14 protein-coding genes and 1 pseudogene are annotated in these 13,290 nt (G+C 68.9%); 9 read left to right on the top strand and 6 right to left on the bottom strand.

Annotated features, from left to right (window positions below):
* A pseudogene (gene dnaA / locus B7767_RS19050) lies at positions 1-931 on the bottom strand (chromosomal replication initiator protein DnaA); the annotation flags it as partial.
* Positions 932-1,323: 392 nt separating this feature from the next.
* Here dnaA and rpmH point away from each other — a divergent pair.
* From rpmH to B7767_RS19000, 9 genes are all read left to right on the top strand, one after another.
* Positions 1,324-1,461: a 50S ribosomal protein L34 gene (rpmH, locus tag B7767_RS19040; RefSeq protein WP_003956500.1), complete on the top strand. Its 138-nt coding sequence runs from the start codon at positions 1,324-1,326 to the stop codon at positions 1,459-1,461.
* Positions 1,462-1,482: 21 nt separating this feature from the next.
* Positions 1,483-1,854: a ribonuclease P protein component gene (rnpA, locus tag B7767_RS19035; RefSeq protein WP_085573234.1), complete on the top strand. Its 372-nt coding sequence runs from the start codon at positions 1,483-1,485 to the stop codon at positions 1,852-1,854.
* Complete coding sequence (gene yidD / locus B7767_RS19030; protein ID WP_073933323.1) at positions 1,851-2,225, top strand: membrane protein insertion efficiency factor YidD; 375 nt, start codon at positions 1,851-1,853, stop codon at positions 2,223-2,225. Before rnpA ends, yidD begins: the two co-directional genes overlap by 4 nt.
* Before the next feature lie 3 nt (positions 2,226-2,228).
* On the top strand, positions 2,229-3,482 hold the full coding sequence (gene yidC / locus B7767_RS19025) for a membrane protein insertase YidC (RefSeq protein ID WP_085573233.1): 1,254 nt from the start codon (positions 2,229-2,231) through the stop codon (positions 3,480-3,482).
* A gap of 15 nt (positions 3,483-3,497) precedes the next feature.
* Positions 3,498-4,010 carry a R3H domain-containing nucleic acid-binding protein gene (locus tag B7767_RS19020; RefSeq protein ID WP_085573232.1) on the top strand — a complete coding sequence of 171 codons (513 nt, stop codon included), beginning with the start codon at positions 3,498-3,500 and terminating at the stop codon, positions 4,008-4,010.
* Between the two features lie 122 nt (positions 4,011-4,132).
* The gene (gene rsmG / locus B7767_RS19015) at positions 4,133-4,849 is read left to right on the top strand and encodes a 16S rRNA (guanine(527)-N(7))-methyltransferase RsmG (RefSeq protein ID WP_085573231.1); all 717 of its coding nucleotides are present in this window, start codon (positions 4,133-4,135) and stop codon (positions 4,847-4,849) included.
* 291 nt (positions 4,850-5,140) lie between these two features.
* Positions 5,141-6,217 (top strand): ParA family protein, encoded by a 1,077-nt coding sequence (locus B7767_RS19010; protein ID WP_073933498.1) that lies wholly within the window; start codon positions 5,141-5,143, stop codon positions 6,215-6,217.
* Positions 6,214-7,314 carry a ParB/RepB/Spo0J family partition protein gene (locus tag B7767_RS19005; protein ID WP_085573230.1) on the top strand — a complete coding sequence of 367 codons (1,101 nt, stop codon included), beginning with the start codon at positions 6,214-6,216 and terminating at the stop codon, positions 7,312-7,314. The genes B7767_RS19010 and B7767_RS19005 overlap by 4 nt, the downstream gene beginning before the upstream one ends.
* Positions 7,315-7,640: 326 nt before the next feature.
* Entirely contained in the window at positions 7,641-8,258 is a 618-nt protein-coding gene (locus B7767_RS19000) for a GNAT family N-acetyltransferase (protein ID WP_085573229.1), read from the top strand.
* Positions 8,259-8,345: 87 nt separating this feature from the next.
* Here the strand turns inward: B7767_RS19000 and trxA are convergent, their stop codons facing one another.
* From trxA to B7767_RS18975, 5 genes are all read right to left on the bottom strand, one after another.
* On the bottom strand, positions 8,346-8,684 hold the full coding sequence (gene trxA, locus B7767_RS18995; protein ID WP_085573228.1) for a thioredoxin: 339 nt from the start codon (positions 8,682-8,684) through the stop codon (positions 8,346-8,348).
* Positions 8,685-8,725: 41 nt separating this feature from the next.
* Positions 8,726-9,694: a thioredoxin-disulfide reductase gene (gene trxB / locus B7767_RS18990; protein ID WP_085573227.1), complete on the bottom strand. Its 969-nt coding sequence runs from the start codon at positions 9,692-9,694 to the stop codon at positions 8,726-8,728.
* A gap of 191 nt (positions 9,695-9,885) precedes the next feature.
* Positions 9,886-10,809 (bottom strand): anti-sigma factor, encoded by a 924-nt coding sequence (locus tag B7767_RS18985; RefSeq protein ID WP_085573226.1) that lies wholly within the window; start codon positions 10,807-10,809, stop codon positions 9,886-9,888.
* Positions 10,806-11,531, bottom strand: coding sequence for an RNA polymerase sigma factor SigM (gene sigM, locus B7767_RS18980; protein WP_085573225.1), 726 nt, complete (start codon positions 11,529-11,531; stop codon positions 10,806-10,808). The genes B7767_RS18985 and sigM overlap by 4 nt, the downstream gene beginning before the upstream one ends.
* A gap of 31 nt (positions 11,532-11,562) precedes the next feature.
* The gene (locus B7767_RS18975) at positions 11,563-13,284 is read right to left on the bottom strand and encodes a protein kinase family protein (RefSeq protein WP_085573224.1); all 1,722 of its coding nucleotides are present in this window, start codon (positions 13,282-13,284) and stop codon (positions 11,563-11,565) included.
* Positions 13,285-13,290: the final 6 nt, after the last annotated feature.

Below are 13,290 nucleotides of genomic sequence, written 5' to 3'. Positions count from 1 at the left end.
CCGGGGCCGGCTGCGCCGCCAGCGGGCCGGGCGCGCCGGTGGTGGGCAGGTTCGGACCCACCGGGCCGCCGCGGTGGACGTGCCCGGATCCGGCGGGCGGATCGGGCAGCTCGCGGCGCCTGGCGTCGCGCTGGTCGTAGTCGCCGCGTGAGGTGTCGTAGTCGGATCGCTGCTGGTCGTAGGACGGCCGGTCCATGGGCTGCGGACGGTAGTCCTGCGCGGGCGGGCCGCCGCCGTAGCCGTCCTGCGAGCCGTAGGTGTCCTGCGAGCCGTACGAGTCCTGGGATCCGTAGGCGTCCTGCTGGGATGTGGCGTACGGGTCCCGCTCCGGGAAGCCGAGGCGCTGCTGCTGCCAGCCGTACTCCTCCTGCGCCGGCCGCGGCCAGCCGCCGGGCTCCGGGCGCTGGTACTCCGACGGGTAGGCGGGGCGGGCGGTGGGCAGCTGGTCACCGGAGGGGCCCTGCTGGTCGGTACGGCGGCGGCCGTAGCTCTCGTAGCCGTCGTACCCCTCGTACGGCTCGCGCTCCTGCCGGTCCGGCCGGTCGGACCGCTCCAGGTGATCGGGGCGCTCGGGGCGTTCCTGGCGGACGGCCGGGAGCTCGGGCTCCTCGTAGCGCGGCTGGGGGCGGGGCGCCGGCGGGGGCGCGGGCTCGCCGGCGGTGTCGTCGACGGTGATCGCGATGCGGATCGGGCGTCCGCACTCGCGGCTCAGGCTCTCGCTGACGACGGGGGCGAGGCGACCCTCGAGCACACCCTTCGCGAACTCGTTGGGCACGGCGAGCAGCGCGGTGTCGGCGACGAGTGCCAGCGGCTGGCAGCGCCGGATCCAGTGCTCGTCCTTGCCCTCGACCCCCTGTCCGCGGCCCTCCCCGAGGAGCTGCTCCAGTACACGTGGCCACACTGCGGCAAGATCGGCAGGTACGTCAGCCACAGGGCACGCTCTCTCACAGGTCCTTCGATCGTGTGATGCGGAGGACGGGTCGGGATGTGAATCGGGTGGTGGGGGGATCAAGAAAACGACTCGTCAGGGGAACGAACCGGAGTCAAGCCACGGTAGTCAGCGCGGCCGGTACGGTTCAAGTTGTTGTCCCCAGGCTGTGGACAAGTGTCCCCCAGTCGTCGCCGGTTTGACCGAATGGCGCAGCCGCGCGTACCGTGACCAGGTCGAGTTGTCGATGGCTGCTGCCGCCTGCCTCCGATGGGCACAGATCATGCAAGGTGATCGGTCAGCGGTGCACTCGGGCGTAACGCGAGCTACTCGTGGGCGCACGGTGACAGCCAGGACGGCACCCCGCAAACACCGAGTCTTTCTGGAGCCCCCGAGTGAGCAAGCGCACCTTCCAGCCGAACAACCGTCGTCGCGCCAAGACCCACGGCTTCCGGCTGCGTATGCGCACCCGTGCCGGCCGCGCGATTCTCGCGTCCCGCCGCAGCAAGGGTCGCGCCCGTCTGTCCGCCTGATCCCGGTCAGGTCATGACGTCGTGCTGCCCACCGAGAACCGGCTGAGGCGGCGCGAGGACTTCGCGACCGCGGTACGACGAGGGCGCCGGGCAGGAAGCCGGAACCTCGTCGTCCACCTTCGTAGCGGTGCCACGGACCCGCATGCGCCTGGGGAGAGCGCTCCCCCGTCGTGTGCGGGTTTCGTCGTGAGCAAGGCCGTGGGTGGTGCGGTGGTGCGCAACAAGGTGAAGCGCAGGCTTCGCCATCTGATGCGCGAGCGAGTCGACCAGTTGCCCCCCGGTAGCCTGGTAGTCGTACGAGCGCTGCCCGGTGCGGGTGACGCCGACCATGCACAACTGGCCCGAGACCTGGATGCCGCCCTGCGGCGGCTGCTGGGAGGGGGCGCGCGATGAAGTATCCGCTGCTGGTTCTGATCAAGATCTATCAGTGGACGATCAGTCCGCTGCTGGGACCGGTGTGCAGGTACTACCCGTCGTGTTCCCACTACGGCTACACGGCCATCGACCGGCACGGTGCCATCAAGGGCACAGCGCTCACGGCCTGGCGCATCCTCCGGTGCAATCCGTGGTCGCCGGGTGGTGTGGACCATGTCCCGCCGCGCAAGCGTCCGCGGTGGCACGAAATGCTGCGTGACGCCTGGCGTGCACGCAGGGGCGGGACCTCCGCCGCCGAACCGGCCACCGAGGGGCGGACCTCTCCCACAGGTCCGACGAGTCCTTCGAGCCCGGCCGCAGAGACCCCGTCCCATGCCCAAGGAGCATGATTAGTGGACACGATTGCCAGCCTCTTCAGCTTCATCACGACACCTGTCTCCTGGGTCATCGTCCAGTTCCACAAGGTGTACGGCGCCATTTTCGGCCCTGACACCGGTTGGGCCTGGGGCCTGTCCATCGTGTCCCTGGTGATTCTGATCCGCATCTGCCTGATCCCGCTCTTCGTGAAGCAGATCAAGGCGACGCGCGCGATGCAGACGCTCCAGCCGGAGATGAAGAAGATCCAGGAGCGCTACAAGAACGACCGGCAGCGCCAGTCCGAAGAGATGATGAAGCTGTACAAGGAGACGGGCACCAACCCGCTCTCCTCGTGCCTTCCCATCCTGGCGCAGTCACCGTTCTTCTTCGCCCTCTACCACGTGCTCAACAGCATCGCGTCGAACGACACCATCGGCGTGATCAACGAGCGCCTGCTGGAGAGCGCGCAGAAGGCCCACATCTTCGGTGCCCCGCTCGCGGCGAAGTTCACGGACAGCGCGGACAAGGTCGAGGCGCTCAACTCCTCGCTGACCGACGTCCGTGTCGTCACGGCCATCATGATCGTCCTGATGTCGCTGTCGCAGTTCTACACGCAGCGCCAGCTGATGACGAAGAACGTCGACACCACGGTGAAGACGCCGTTCATGCAGCAGCAGAAGATGCTGATGTACGTCTTCCCCGTCATCTTCGCCGTCTTCGGCATCAACTTCCCGGTCGGTGTCCTCGTCTACTGGCTGACCACCAACGTGTGGACCATGGGCCAGCAGATGTACGTCATCCGCAACAACCCCACGCCGGGTTCCAAGGCCCAGGCCGCGTACCTGGAGCGCCTCTCCAAGAGCGTCTCCAAGCACGGCAGGACCCGCGGCCGCGGTGAGCGCGCCATCGTCAAGGCCATCGTCGCGAAGGGCCGGGACCGCAACGAGTACGAGCGCAAGTTCGTCAACGGTCTGAACAAGGCGGGCCTCGCGGCCCAGGCCGACGGCACGGTGATCAAGAGCGAGAGCACGGCCGCCGCCCAGGCCGAGGAAGCGGCCGCCGTCAAGCGGCAGCAGCCCAAGCGGCAGACCAAGTCCCAGCGCCAGTCCGGCACGGCCAAGGCGGCCGGTGAGCCCACCTCGCTGACCAAGTCCGACGAGCCCGAGGACGCCAAGCCCGCCGGCCCCGCCAAGAAGGACAACGCCAAGCCCGCCGGCAGCACCCGCAGCAGGGCCCAGTCCGGGCAGCGCAAGGGTCCGCAGCGGCCCAAGTCCCCGTCCAAGAAGTAAGAAGGAGTCCATCCCGTGACGGAAGGCACCACCTCCGCCGCTGCCGAGGGCGCAGACACCCTGACCCGCCTGGAGCAGGAGGGCGAGATCGCGGCGGACTACCTGGAGGGTCTGCTCGACATCGCCGACCTCGACGGCGACATCGACATGGACGTCGAGGCCGACCGTGCCTCCGTCTCGATCATCAGCGACACGGGCAGCCGTGACCTGCAGAAGCTGGTGGGCCGCGACGGTGAGGTACTGGAGGCGCTCCAGGAGCTGACGCGTCTGGCCGTGCACCGGGAGACCGGGGACCGCAGCCGTCTCATGCTCGACATCGCCGGCTACCGGGCCAAGAAGCGGACCGAGCTGTCCGAGCTGGGCGCCAAGGCCGCGGCCGAGGCCAAGAGCAGTGGCAAGGCCGTGAGGCTGGACCCGATGACGCCGTTCGAGCGCAAGGTCGTGCATGACGCGGTCAAGACGGCCGGTCTGCGCAGCGAGTCCGAGGGCGAGGAGCCGCAGCGCTTCGTCGTCGTGCTTCCCGCCTGATCGGCTCTACGTTCCACCGGCCCCGTCTGTTGCGCAGACGGGGCCGAACTTTGTCAGCCTGATAGTTCTGTGGTTCTGGTGTCGGCGCCCGGTGTCGGCACGGTACGGAAGGACGGTCCCCCGTGACGGAGGCAGCGGAGCTTCCCCCCGCGCCCGAGCAGGCACGCGAGGTGTTCGGAGATCGCTTCGAGGACGCGGTCCGGTACGCGGAGCTGCTCGCCGAGGCGGGCGTGCAGCGCGGCTTGATCGGGCCGCGTGAGGTGCCCCGCCTGTGGGAGCGGCACCTGCTGAACTGCGCGGTGCTCTCGGAGGTCGTGCCCGAGGGGGTGACGGTGTGCGATGTGGGCTCGGGTGCCGGCCTGCCGGGCATCCCCCTGGCACTGGTCCGGGAAGACATCAGGATCACTCTGCTGGAGCCGCTGCTCCGGCGTACCAACTTCCTGACCGAGGTCGTCGAGCTGCTCGGACTGGACCACGTGACGGTCGTGCGCGGCCGGGCCGAGGAGGTCATGGGGAAGCTGCCTCCGGTGCACGTGGTGACTGCGCGCGCCGTGGCTCCGCTCGACCGCCTCGCCACATGGGGCATTCCTCTGCTGCGACCCTACGGCGAGATGCTGGCGCTCAAGGGCGACACCGCCGAGGAGGAGCTGAAGAGCGCGGCGACGGCGCTGAGCAAGCTCGGTGCCGTGGAGACATCCATCGTGCACGTGGGCGAGGGCATCGTGGATCCGATGTCCACGGTGGTGCGGGTCGAGGTCGGCGAGAGTCCGGGCGGTGTGCGGTTCGCGGCGAAGCGTGCGAAGGCCGCCCGTACGGGACGGGCCCGACGCCGGCGCTGAGGGCCGGACGTACTCCACACAAGCTGCCGAACCCATGCATGCCGGAGTGTCGCGGCAGTGTCGCCTCGGCCGCTGTGCATCGTGTTTCACGTGAAACGTCGCTCACTGCTGCACGGCATCATCAGTCGAGGCCGCGCCGCGGCCGAACCCCGTGACCGGAAGCCTCTCGGTTCGCTCGGAGAGGCTCCTGTTCCCGGCGAGACACCGGCCTCCTCAAGAGGTGTGGAGTTGTCCACAGAGGTGGATTTCTCCACAGAACGCCAGGGCTCACTGGTTCACGACCCCGAAGGCATGGGAGGCTCTGTTCATAGCGAGCCTGAAGTCGAGGAGAGTGAATCCTTGCGGTCCGACGCCAACATCGCGGGACCGATGACCGATCCGGTCCCCGGTCCCCGTACCGAGTCGACGGGAGCGGATGTTTCACGTGAAACACCGCCTCCGATGGACGACACTCCCATCGGTCGTGCTGCCCAACTGGCGGTGGAGGCTCTGGGGCGAGCCGGTGAGGGCCTGCCAAGGCCCGAGCAGACCCGCGTCATCGTGGTCGCCAACCAGAAGGGCGGTGTCGGCAAGACGACGACCACCGTCAACCTTGCCGCGTCGCTCGCTCTGCACGGCAGCCGTGTCCTGGTGATCGACCTCGACCCCCAGGGCAACGCCTCCACAGCTCTGGGCATCGACCACCACGCCGAGGTCCCCTCCATCTACGACGTCCTGGTGGAGAGCAAGCCGCTCGCGGAGGTCGTCCAGCCGGTCCCCGATGTCGAGGGGCTCTTCTGCGCACCCGCCACGATCGATCTCGCCGGTGCGGAGATCGAGCTGGTGTCGCTGGTGGCGCGAGAGAGCCGGCTGCAACGGGCGATCCAGGCGTACGAGCAGCCGCTGGACTACATCCTCATCGACTGCCCGCCCTCGCTCGGTCTGCTGACGGTCAACGCGATGGTGGCCGGCCAGGAGGTCCTGATCCCGATCCAGTGCGAGTACTACGCGCTGGAAGGGCTGGGGCAGCTGCTGCGCAACGTCGATCTGGTGCGGGGACACCTCAACCCCACCCTGCACGTGTCGACGATCCTGCTCACCATGTACGACGGCCGGACGCGCCTCGCGTCACAGGTCGCGGACGAGGTGCGCACCCACTTCGGCGACGAGGTACTGCGGACGAGCATTCCCCGCTCCGTCCGTATCTCGGAGGCGCCGAGCTATGGGCAGACGGTGCTGACTTACGATCCTGGATCAAGCGGTGCCCTCTCCTACTTTGAGGCGGCACGAGAGATTGCGCTGAGGGGTGTCGGCGTCAGCTATGACGCATCGCAGGCCCACCTCGGCGTACGGCAGAACGATCCGAGCATGGTGGAGGGCGTCCAGTGAGCGAGCGACGGAGGGGGCTGGGTCGTGGTCTCGGCGCACTGATCCCCGCTGCCCCGACAGAGAAGACGGTGACACCGTCCGCGGTGGGCGGCAGCGTCTCCACATCTTCTGCGACGGTGCCGATACTGCCGAACGAGCGAGGGGTGGCCGCCGCGAAGGTGGCCACGCTGTCGGATGTTTCACGTGAAACGGATGAGGCCTCGTCCCGTGGCACTGAGGCCGTACCCGCGCCGCCCATGGGCGCACACTTCGCCGAGATCCCCCTCGATGCCATCACGCCGAACCCCCGGCAGCCGCGTGAGGTCTTCGACGAGGACGCGCTGTCCGAGCTCATCACCTCCATCAAGGAGGTCGGTCTCCTCCAGCCGGTCGTCGTACGGCAGGTGGGGCCCGCGCGCTATGAACTCATCATGGGCGAGCGGCGGTGGCGTGCCTGCCGTGAGGCGGGGCTCGACGCGATTCCGGCGGTCGTACGGGCCACGGAGAACGAGAAGCTCCTCCTGGACGCGCTGCTGGAGAACCTGCACCGTGCCCAGCTGAATCCGCTGGAAGAGGCCGCCGCCTACGACCAGTTGCTGAAGGACTTCAACTGCACACAAGACCAGCTGGCGGACCGCATCGGCCGCTCCCGGCCGCAGGTGTCCAACACACTGCGCCTGCTGAAGCTGCCGCCGACCGTTCAGCGCCGACTGGCCGCCGGTGTGCTGTCCGCCGGACACGCACGCGCGCTGCTGTCCGTCGAGGACCCGGAGGAGCAGGACCGGCTGGCCCACCGGATCGTGGCCGAGGGGCTGTCGGTGCGGGCGGTCGAGGAGATCGTGACCCTGATGGGTTCACATCCCCAGAAGGACCGGCGCTCCAAGGGGCCGCGCGCCGGGGCTCTTGTCTCACCGGCACTGTCGGATCTGGCGACGCGTCTCTCGGATCGCTTCGAGACGCGGGTGAAGGTCGACCTGGGGCAGAAGAAGGGCAAGATCACCGTCGAGTTCGCCTCCATGGAGGACCTCGAACGCATCCTCGGCACCCTCGCTCCGGGTGAGGGACCCGTTCTGCAGAAGAGCCTGGTGGACGACGACTCCGTGGAGACCGAGTCCTGACCCTCGACGGGTTCGGCCGAGCAGCCGACCGGGTGACCAGGGACGGGCCGTGTCCGGTGTGTACCGGAACACGGTCCGCCCTTTGCTTTTTGGCGGTATCGATGGAATCGCTTCGTGGATACGATGCGTTTGGACAGGGCGCATCCACCCGGCAGTACCTCTGAGAGCAAGGCAGGGGCCATGCGAATGACGAGCCGCACCGGACTGGTGAGCGCGGGGCTGGGGGTGGGCGCCGTCAGCGGCTTCATCGGCAGCCTGCTCAGGGAACGGAGCGCTCTGACAGCCGCCCGCGAGGCAGCGGGCGAAGGAAGCGAGGAACAGCCTTCATGGGCCGTCGGCTCGTACCGCTCACGCTGGACAACCTTCCGGACCTCCCCCAGCGCTGCCGCTCGTGCGTCTTCTGGGAACTCGACCCCGTCAGCGGCGAGGCAGCGGTAAAGGCGGGAACCTCCGCGGTCGAGAAGGAGTCGTGGATCTCGGCCGTCCTCCTGGACTGGGGATCCTGCGGAAGGGTCGTCTACGTCGATGACGTCCCCGTGGGCTTCGTCCTCTACGCTCCCCCCGCCTATGTGCCGCGCTCCACGGCGTTTCCCACCAGCCCCGTGTCTCCCGACGCGGTGCAGCTGATGACCGCGTTCATCATGCCGGGGTACCAAGGGCAGGGGCTGGGCCGGGTGATGGTGCAGACGGTGGCCAAGGACCTGCTGCGCCGGGGCTTCAAGGCGATCGAGGCGTTCGGTGACGCACGCTGGAAGGAGCCGGCTTGTGTCCTGCCCGCCGACCATCTGCTGGCCGTGGGCTTCAAGACGGTCCGGCAGCACCCCACCCACCCTCGGTTGAGGCTGGAGTTGAGGACGACGCTCTCCTGGAAGGAAGACGTCGAGATGGCGTTGGACCGGCTGCTCGGGGCGGTGCAGAAGGAACCGGTGCTGCGTCCCCTCTGACGCTCCTCACACGAATGGGCCGACCCAGATGGGCCGGCCCATTCGTGTTTCACGTGAAACATGTGCCGCCGACGAGGCGGTCAGCCATCACTTGGTGACAGTGATGAACTCCTCGAGATCACGGACGATCGCGGCCTTCGGCTTGGCGCCGACGATGGTCTTGGCGACCTCGCCACCCTGGTAGACGTTCAGGGTCGGGATGGACATGACGCCGTACTTGGCGGCCGTACCCGGGTTCTCGTCGATGTTCAGCTTGACGATCTCGATCTCGTCCCCGTACTCGGCGGCGATGGCCTCGAGGGACGGGGCGATCTGACGGCACGGACCGCACCAGGCGGCCCAGAAGTCCACCAGGACGGGCTTGTCGTTCTTGAGGACGTCCTGCTCGAAGGAGGCGTCGGTCACGTGCTTCAGGGTGCCGGCCACAGCGGGCTCCTTAACTGGTTGGTGCGCGGGGTGGGTGGGGGTCAGACAGAGGTCTTCTCGGGCTCGGCCTTCTCCTCGTCCGCGAGAGCGGCGAGGAAGCGCTCGGCGTCGAGGGCGGCGGAACAGCCCGTACCGGCCGCGGTGATCGCCTGGCGGTAGGTGTGGTCGACCACGTCGCCGGCGCCGAAGACACCGGTGAGGTTCGTACGCGTCGAGGGCGCCTCGACCTTCAAGTAGCCCTCCTCGTCCAGCTCCAGCTGGCCCTTGAAGAGTTCGGTGCGTGGGTCGTGGCCGATCGCGATGAACAGGCCGGTCACCGCCAGGTCCGAGAGCTCGCCGGTCTTGACGTTGCGCAGCTTCAGGCCCGAGAGCTTCTGGTCGCCCTGGACCTCGGCGACCTCGCTGTCCCAGACGAACGAGATCTTCGGGTCGGCGAAGGCGCGCTCCTGCATCGCCTTGGAGGCGCGCAGGGTGTCACGGCGGTGGACGATCGTCACGGACTTGGCGAAGCGGGAGAGGAAGGTGGCCTCCTCCATCGCGGTGTCGCCGCCACCGATCACGGCGATGTCGTGGTCCTTGAAGAAGAACCCGTCACAGGTGGCACACCACGAGACGCCGCGGCCGGAGAGGGCGTCCTCGTTCGGCAGGCCGAGCTTGCGGTGCTGCGATCCGGTGGTGACGATGACGGCCTTCGCCTTGTGGACCGTACCGGCGGTGTCCGTGACGGTCTTGATCTCACCGGTCAGGTCGACGGCGACCACGTCGTCCGGGACGAGCTCGGCACCGAAACGCTCCGCCTGGGCCCGCATGTTGTCCATGAGTTCGGGGCCCATGATGCCGTCCTGGAAGCCGGGGAAGTTCTCGACCTCGGTGGTGTTCATCAGCGCGCCGCCGGCGGTGACGGCGCCCTCGAACACCAGGGGCTTCAGCGACGCACGGGCGGTGTAGAGCGCCGCCGTGTAGCCGGCGGGCCCCGAGCCGATGATGATCACGTTACGGACGTCGCTCACGGCTTGTTTCCTCGTCTCTGGTCTGCGTCGGTCGACCGGGGGAGCTTCTTTCGGAACTCTCACCCCGTGCAACGGATCCTAAGGGGCGCGCATTCCCGCCGTGTCCGGGCACACGGGCACGGCCCGCTGCCAGCAGGGAGAAGCGCACACCGTACGGGATACCACGCAGGAGGGAGACGAAGCGTCGGCCGTCAGGAGCGCGTGTAGGAGTGCTTCAGGAGGACCTTCGCGGTGGTGGCCGAGGACGGGTTGTCCACGCAGGTCGCCTCGACGACGTACGCGGTCACACGGGTGTCGTCCGAGACGTCGGGAAGCACGACGAGCAGAGCGTCCTTCCCTTGGTAGGTGCCCTTCTCGGTGGCGAGCGCGGCGTCGTTGCGGCCGATGCCGTCGCTGACGCACTTCGGCACCGCGGGCTCCTTGAGGACCCTGGGGTTGACGGAGTCGGACTCCGGCTGCGACCCGAGTGTGTGGACGGTGCCCGGGCCCTTCACCTTCCCCTGGCTCTGTGCGAGGAGATCGGTGACCTGCTTCTCCAGCTTCCCCTCGGAGAAGGTGTCCGAGGCGGTCGTCCGGGCTCCCTCGTCCTGGCCGGCTCCGTCGTTCATGGAGGACAGCACCACGGACCCGAGCCCCAGAGCAGCGACCGTGAACACGGCCCCCAGGACGGCGACCCGGCGGCGCCCACCGCGCGGACGGCCCTTGCGTCCCGGTCCGGTCGTGGTGGAGCGGGGACGCCCGGCCGGCCGGTCCTGGGACGCCGGGGTTTCACGTGAAACATGCCCAGGATCGTCGTCGGAGGACGCGGGAGACGCATCGGTGGGCTCCCCGGCGGCCTCTGGCTCCGGCTCCGGCGCCGTGGCGTGCAGCAGGGCCTCCGCGGCCAGTGCGGCGTCGATGCGGCCTGCCACCTCGGCGGGCATGCGGGGCGGACCCGGCGCCGTACCGAGCAGGTCCCGGATCTCCTCGAGAGAGGCGTGGACGTCCGCGCAGAGTGCGCACTCGTCCAGATGCCGACGCACGTCGGCGCTCCGGGCGGCCGGGAGGAGCCCCTCGGTCAGGTCGGAGATCTCCGCGACGTCCGGGTGCTCCGCCATGTCTGTCGTCGACGTCACGCTCGCCCACCTCCGCCCTTCACCGCAGCCGGGTCGTTCGATCCTGGGTCCGGCGGATCCGCTTGCCGCGGGCCCGCTGCGGGTGGGACGGACGTCCCCTGCGTCCGGTTCCGTCCCTCCCCCTGTCTCCTGCTCTCACCGGGACCGTCCGGCCGTAGATGAGTGAGCAGGGGCAGGAGTCTGGCTCTGCCCCGCGCACAGCGGCTCTTCACCGTGCCGGTGGGCACATCGAGGATGCGGGCGGCTTCGGCGACCGGATAGCCCTGCATGTCCACGAGGACGAGCGCGGCCCGCTGATCGGGCGGGAGGGTGCCCATGGCCTCGATGAGCTGGCGGTGCAGATCGTTGCGCTCCGCGGGCGCGGAGGCGGACTCGTGGGGTTCGAGCAACTGCTCCAGGCGCTCCGTGTCGTCTACCGGAGCGGTCTTGCGGGAGGCCGCCTTGCGGGCGCGGTCCAGGCAGGCGTTCACCGTGATCCGGTGCAGCCATGTCGTGACGGCCGACTGGCCGCGGAAGGTGTGGGCGGCCCGGTAGGCGGAGACGAGGGCGTCCTGGACGGCGTCAGCGGCCTCCTCGCGGTCGCCGAGCGTCCGCAGCGCCACGGCCCAGAGCCGGTCGCGGTGACGCCGCACGAGTTCACCGAAGGCGTCGGGGTCGCCCTCCACATGACGGGCGAGGAGGTCCTGATCACTGACGTCGCCGTAGACGCTGCCGTCTGCCATCGGACCCCCTCCCCTTCGGCTCCGCGGGCCCTCAGCCCTTGAACGTCACTTCGGTGACGGCTTGCTTATAGCCTGCGCCGCTGTAACCGTCGGAGGGAGCGTTCGGCACATCGGTGATCCACATCAGGACGTACCGGGTCTTGAGCGGCTTGGCCGCCTTGACCGTGAGCGTCGTACCAGTGGTGGCCGCGGTTCCGATCTCCTTCATTCCCTCGATTCCTGTCGAGGGCGACAGCGAGTCGGTGGCGTAGAGGTGCACGGTCGTGTGATCACCGGCGTACCGGAGGCCCAACGACGCGGTCGACAGTTCCTGAGGTGAACCGAGGTCGTAGACGATGCCGACGCCGGGCTTGTACGGCGCGAGTGTCGGGCCGGCGTTGTACTTCTTCGTACGCCAGTAGGTGGAGTTGTCGCCGTCGTAAGTCTTGGCCACATCCTCCGGTGCCTGCGCTTCACCCTTGACGACGTACTCCTGGGAGCCCTGGACGCTGATGGGCTTGGCCGGCTTGGGCTTGTCGTTGTCCTTGTCGTCGCCACCGTCGGTCGTCTGGGTCTGGTTGGTGTCGTCGGACTGCTTGTCCTGCTCCAGGAGCGCGTCCGCGAGCTGCCAGCTGCCCAGGCCCAGCGCGGCGATCAGCAGGGCCGAGACGGCCCACTTCAGCGCCTTGCCCGTGCGGCTCTGCAGCGGAGGAGGGGGCGTCGGCACCGGCTGGGTGACACCGGGGTGCGGCGCCGGACGGCCGTAGGTGCCCTGCTGGTACGTCGTGCGCTGGTACTCCGGAGGCGTGGTGAACGCGGGCTCCGGCGGGCGGATGCGGGGCATCTCGCCGATCGCCTTCACCAGTTCCTCGGGTGTGGTGCACGCCGACTCGTGGCGCGAGGCCGTGGCGCCGTCGTTGGCGAGCGCCCGCATGGCCAGCTCGGACAGCCCGCGGTGGACACCGGCGCGCACCTGGTCGGGCGGGATCAGCCCGATGTCCTTCGGCAGTCCGGACATGCCGTAGGCGTCGTTCTCGTAAGGCCAGCGCTGGGTGAGCGCCGCGTAGAGCAGGGCGCCGATCGACTCGGTGTCGGTGCGCTGTGGGGTGTCGGAGCCGACGCCACGCAGCGCGGCGTTGACCGCGAGGCCGCGGATGCGCCACTGGCCGGTCGAGGTGCGCAGGACGGCGTTGGGGTTCAGCCGCAGATGGGCGAGGCCCTCACGGTGGGCCGCAGCCATGGCGGCGGAAATCTGACTGACCATCTGGTAGGCGTCGTACACCTCCAGCGGGCCGGCCGCCAGGAGCGTCGTCAGTTCCGTGGCGTCGGGGAGCCATTCGTGGACGACGTAGACGACGTCGTTCTCCTCGACGGCGTCCAGGACCTGGACGAAGCGCGGGTCGCCCAGCAGGGCGGCGGAACGGGCCGCGGCCAGGACCGACCGGGCACGCGCGTGATCCGCGGGCAGGATGTGCACGCCGACGGCGCGGCGGAGCTTCTCGTCCACGGCGCGCCAACTGCTGAACCCGTCCAGACGGGTGACGCACTCCTCGAGGCGGTAGCGCCTGGCGAGCTTGTGACCGCTGTGCAGTTCGGGTGGCGAGGTCATCGCGGAACCATCGGTCCCGGTGCCCTCCTGTGCCTCGTCGTTGTCCGTGTCCCGCTCCCGGTTCTGGGCCACCCCGTCGGCCGTGGACTGGTCCGCCTGTGCGGTCAGCGGCTGCTCACCGCTGTTGTCTGCCACGTCGACGGCAGCTGTGCTCCGTTCGGCCACCGTCGT

The sequence above is a fragment of the Streptomyces sp. 13-12-16 genome (assembly GCF_002114215.1).
Lineage (GTDB): Bacteria > Actinomycetota > Actinomycetes > Streptomycetales > Streptomycetaceae > Streptomyces.
This window is presented reverse-complemented; position numbering and strand designations above follow the sequence as displayed.

Bases quoted from the DNA above. Each gene is read 5' to 3' on its own strand.
- yidD (WP_073933323.1), top strand. From the start codon at position 1,851: ATGAAGTATCCGCTGCTGGTTCTGATCAAGATCTATCAGTGGACGATC.
- B7767_RS19010 (WP_073933498.1), top strand. From the start codon at position 5,141: ATGGGAGGCTCTGTTCATAGCGAGCCTGAAGTCGAGGAGAGTGAATCC.
- B7767_RS19000 (WP_085573229.1), top strand. From the start codon at position 7,641: ATGGGCCGTCGGCTCGTACCGCTCACGCTGGACAACCTTCCGGACCTC.
- sigM (WP_085573225.1), bottom strand. From the start codon at position 11,531: ATGGCAGACGGCAGCGTCTACGGCGACGTCAGTGATCAGGACCTCCTC.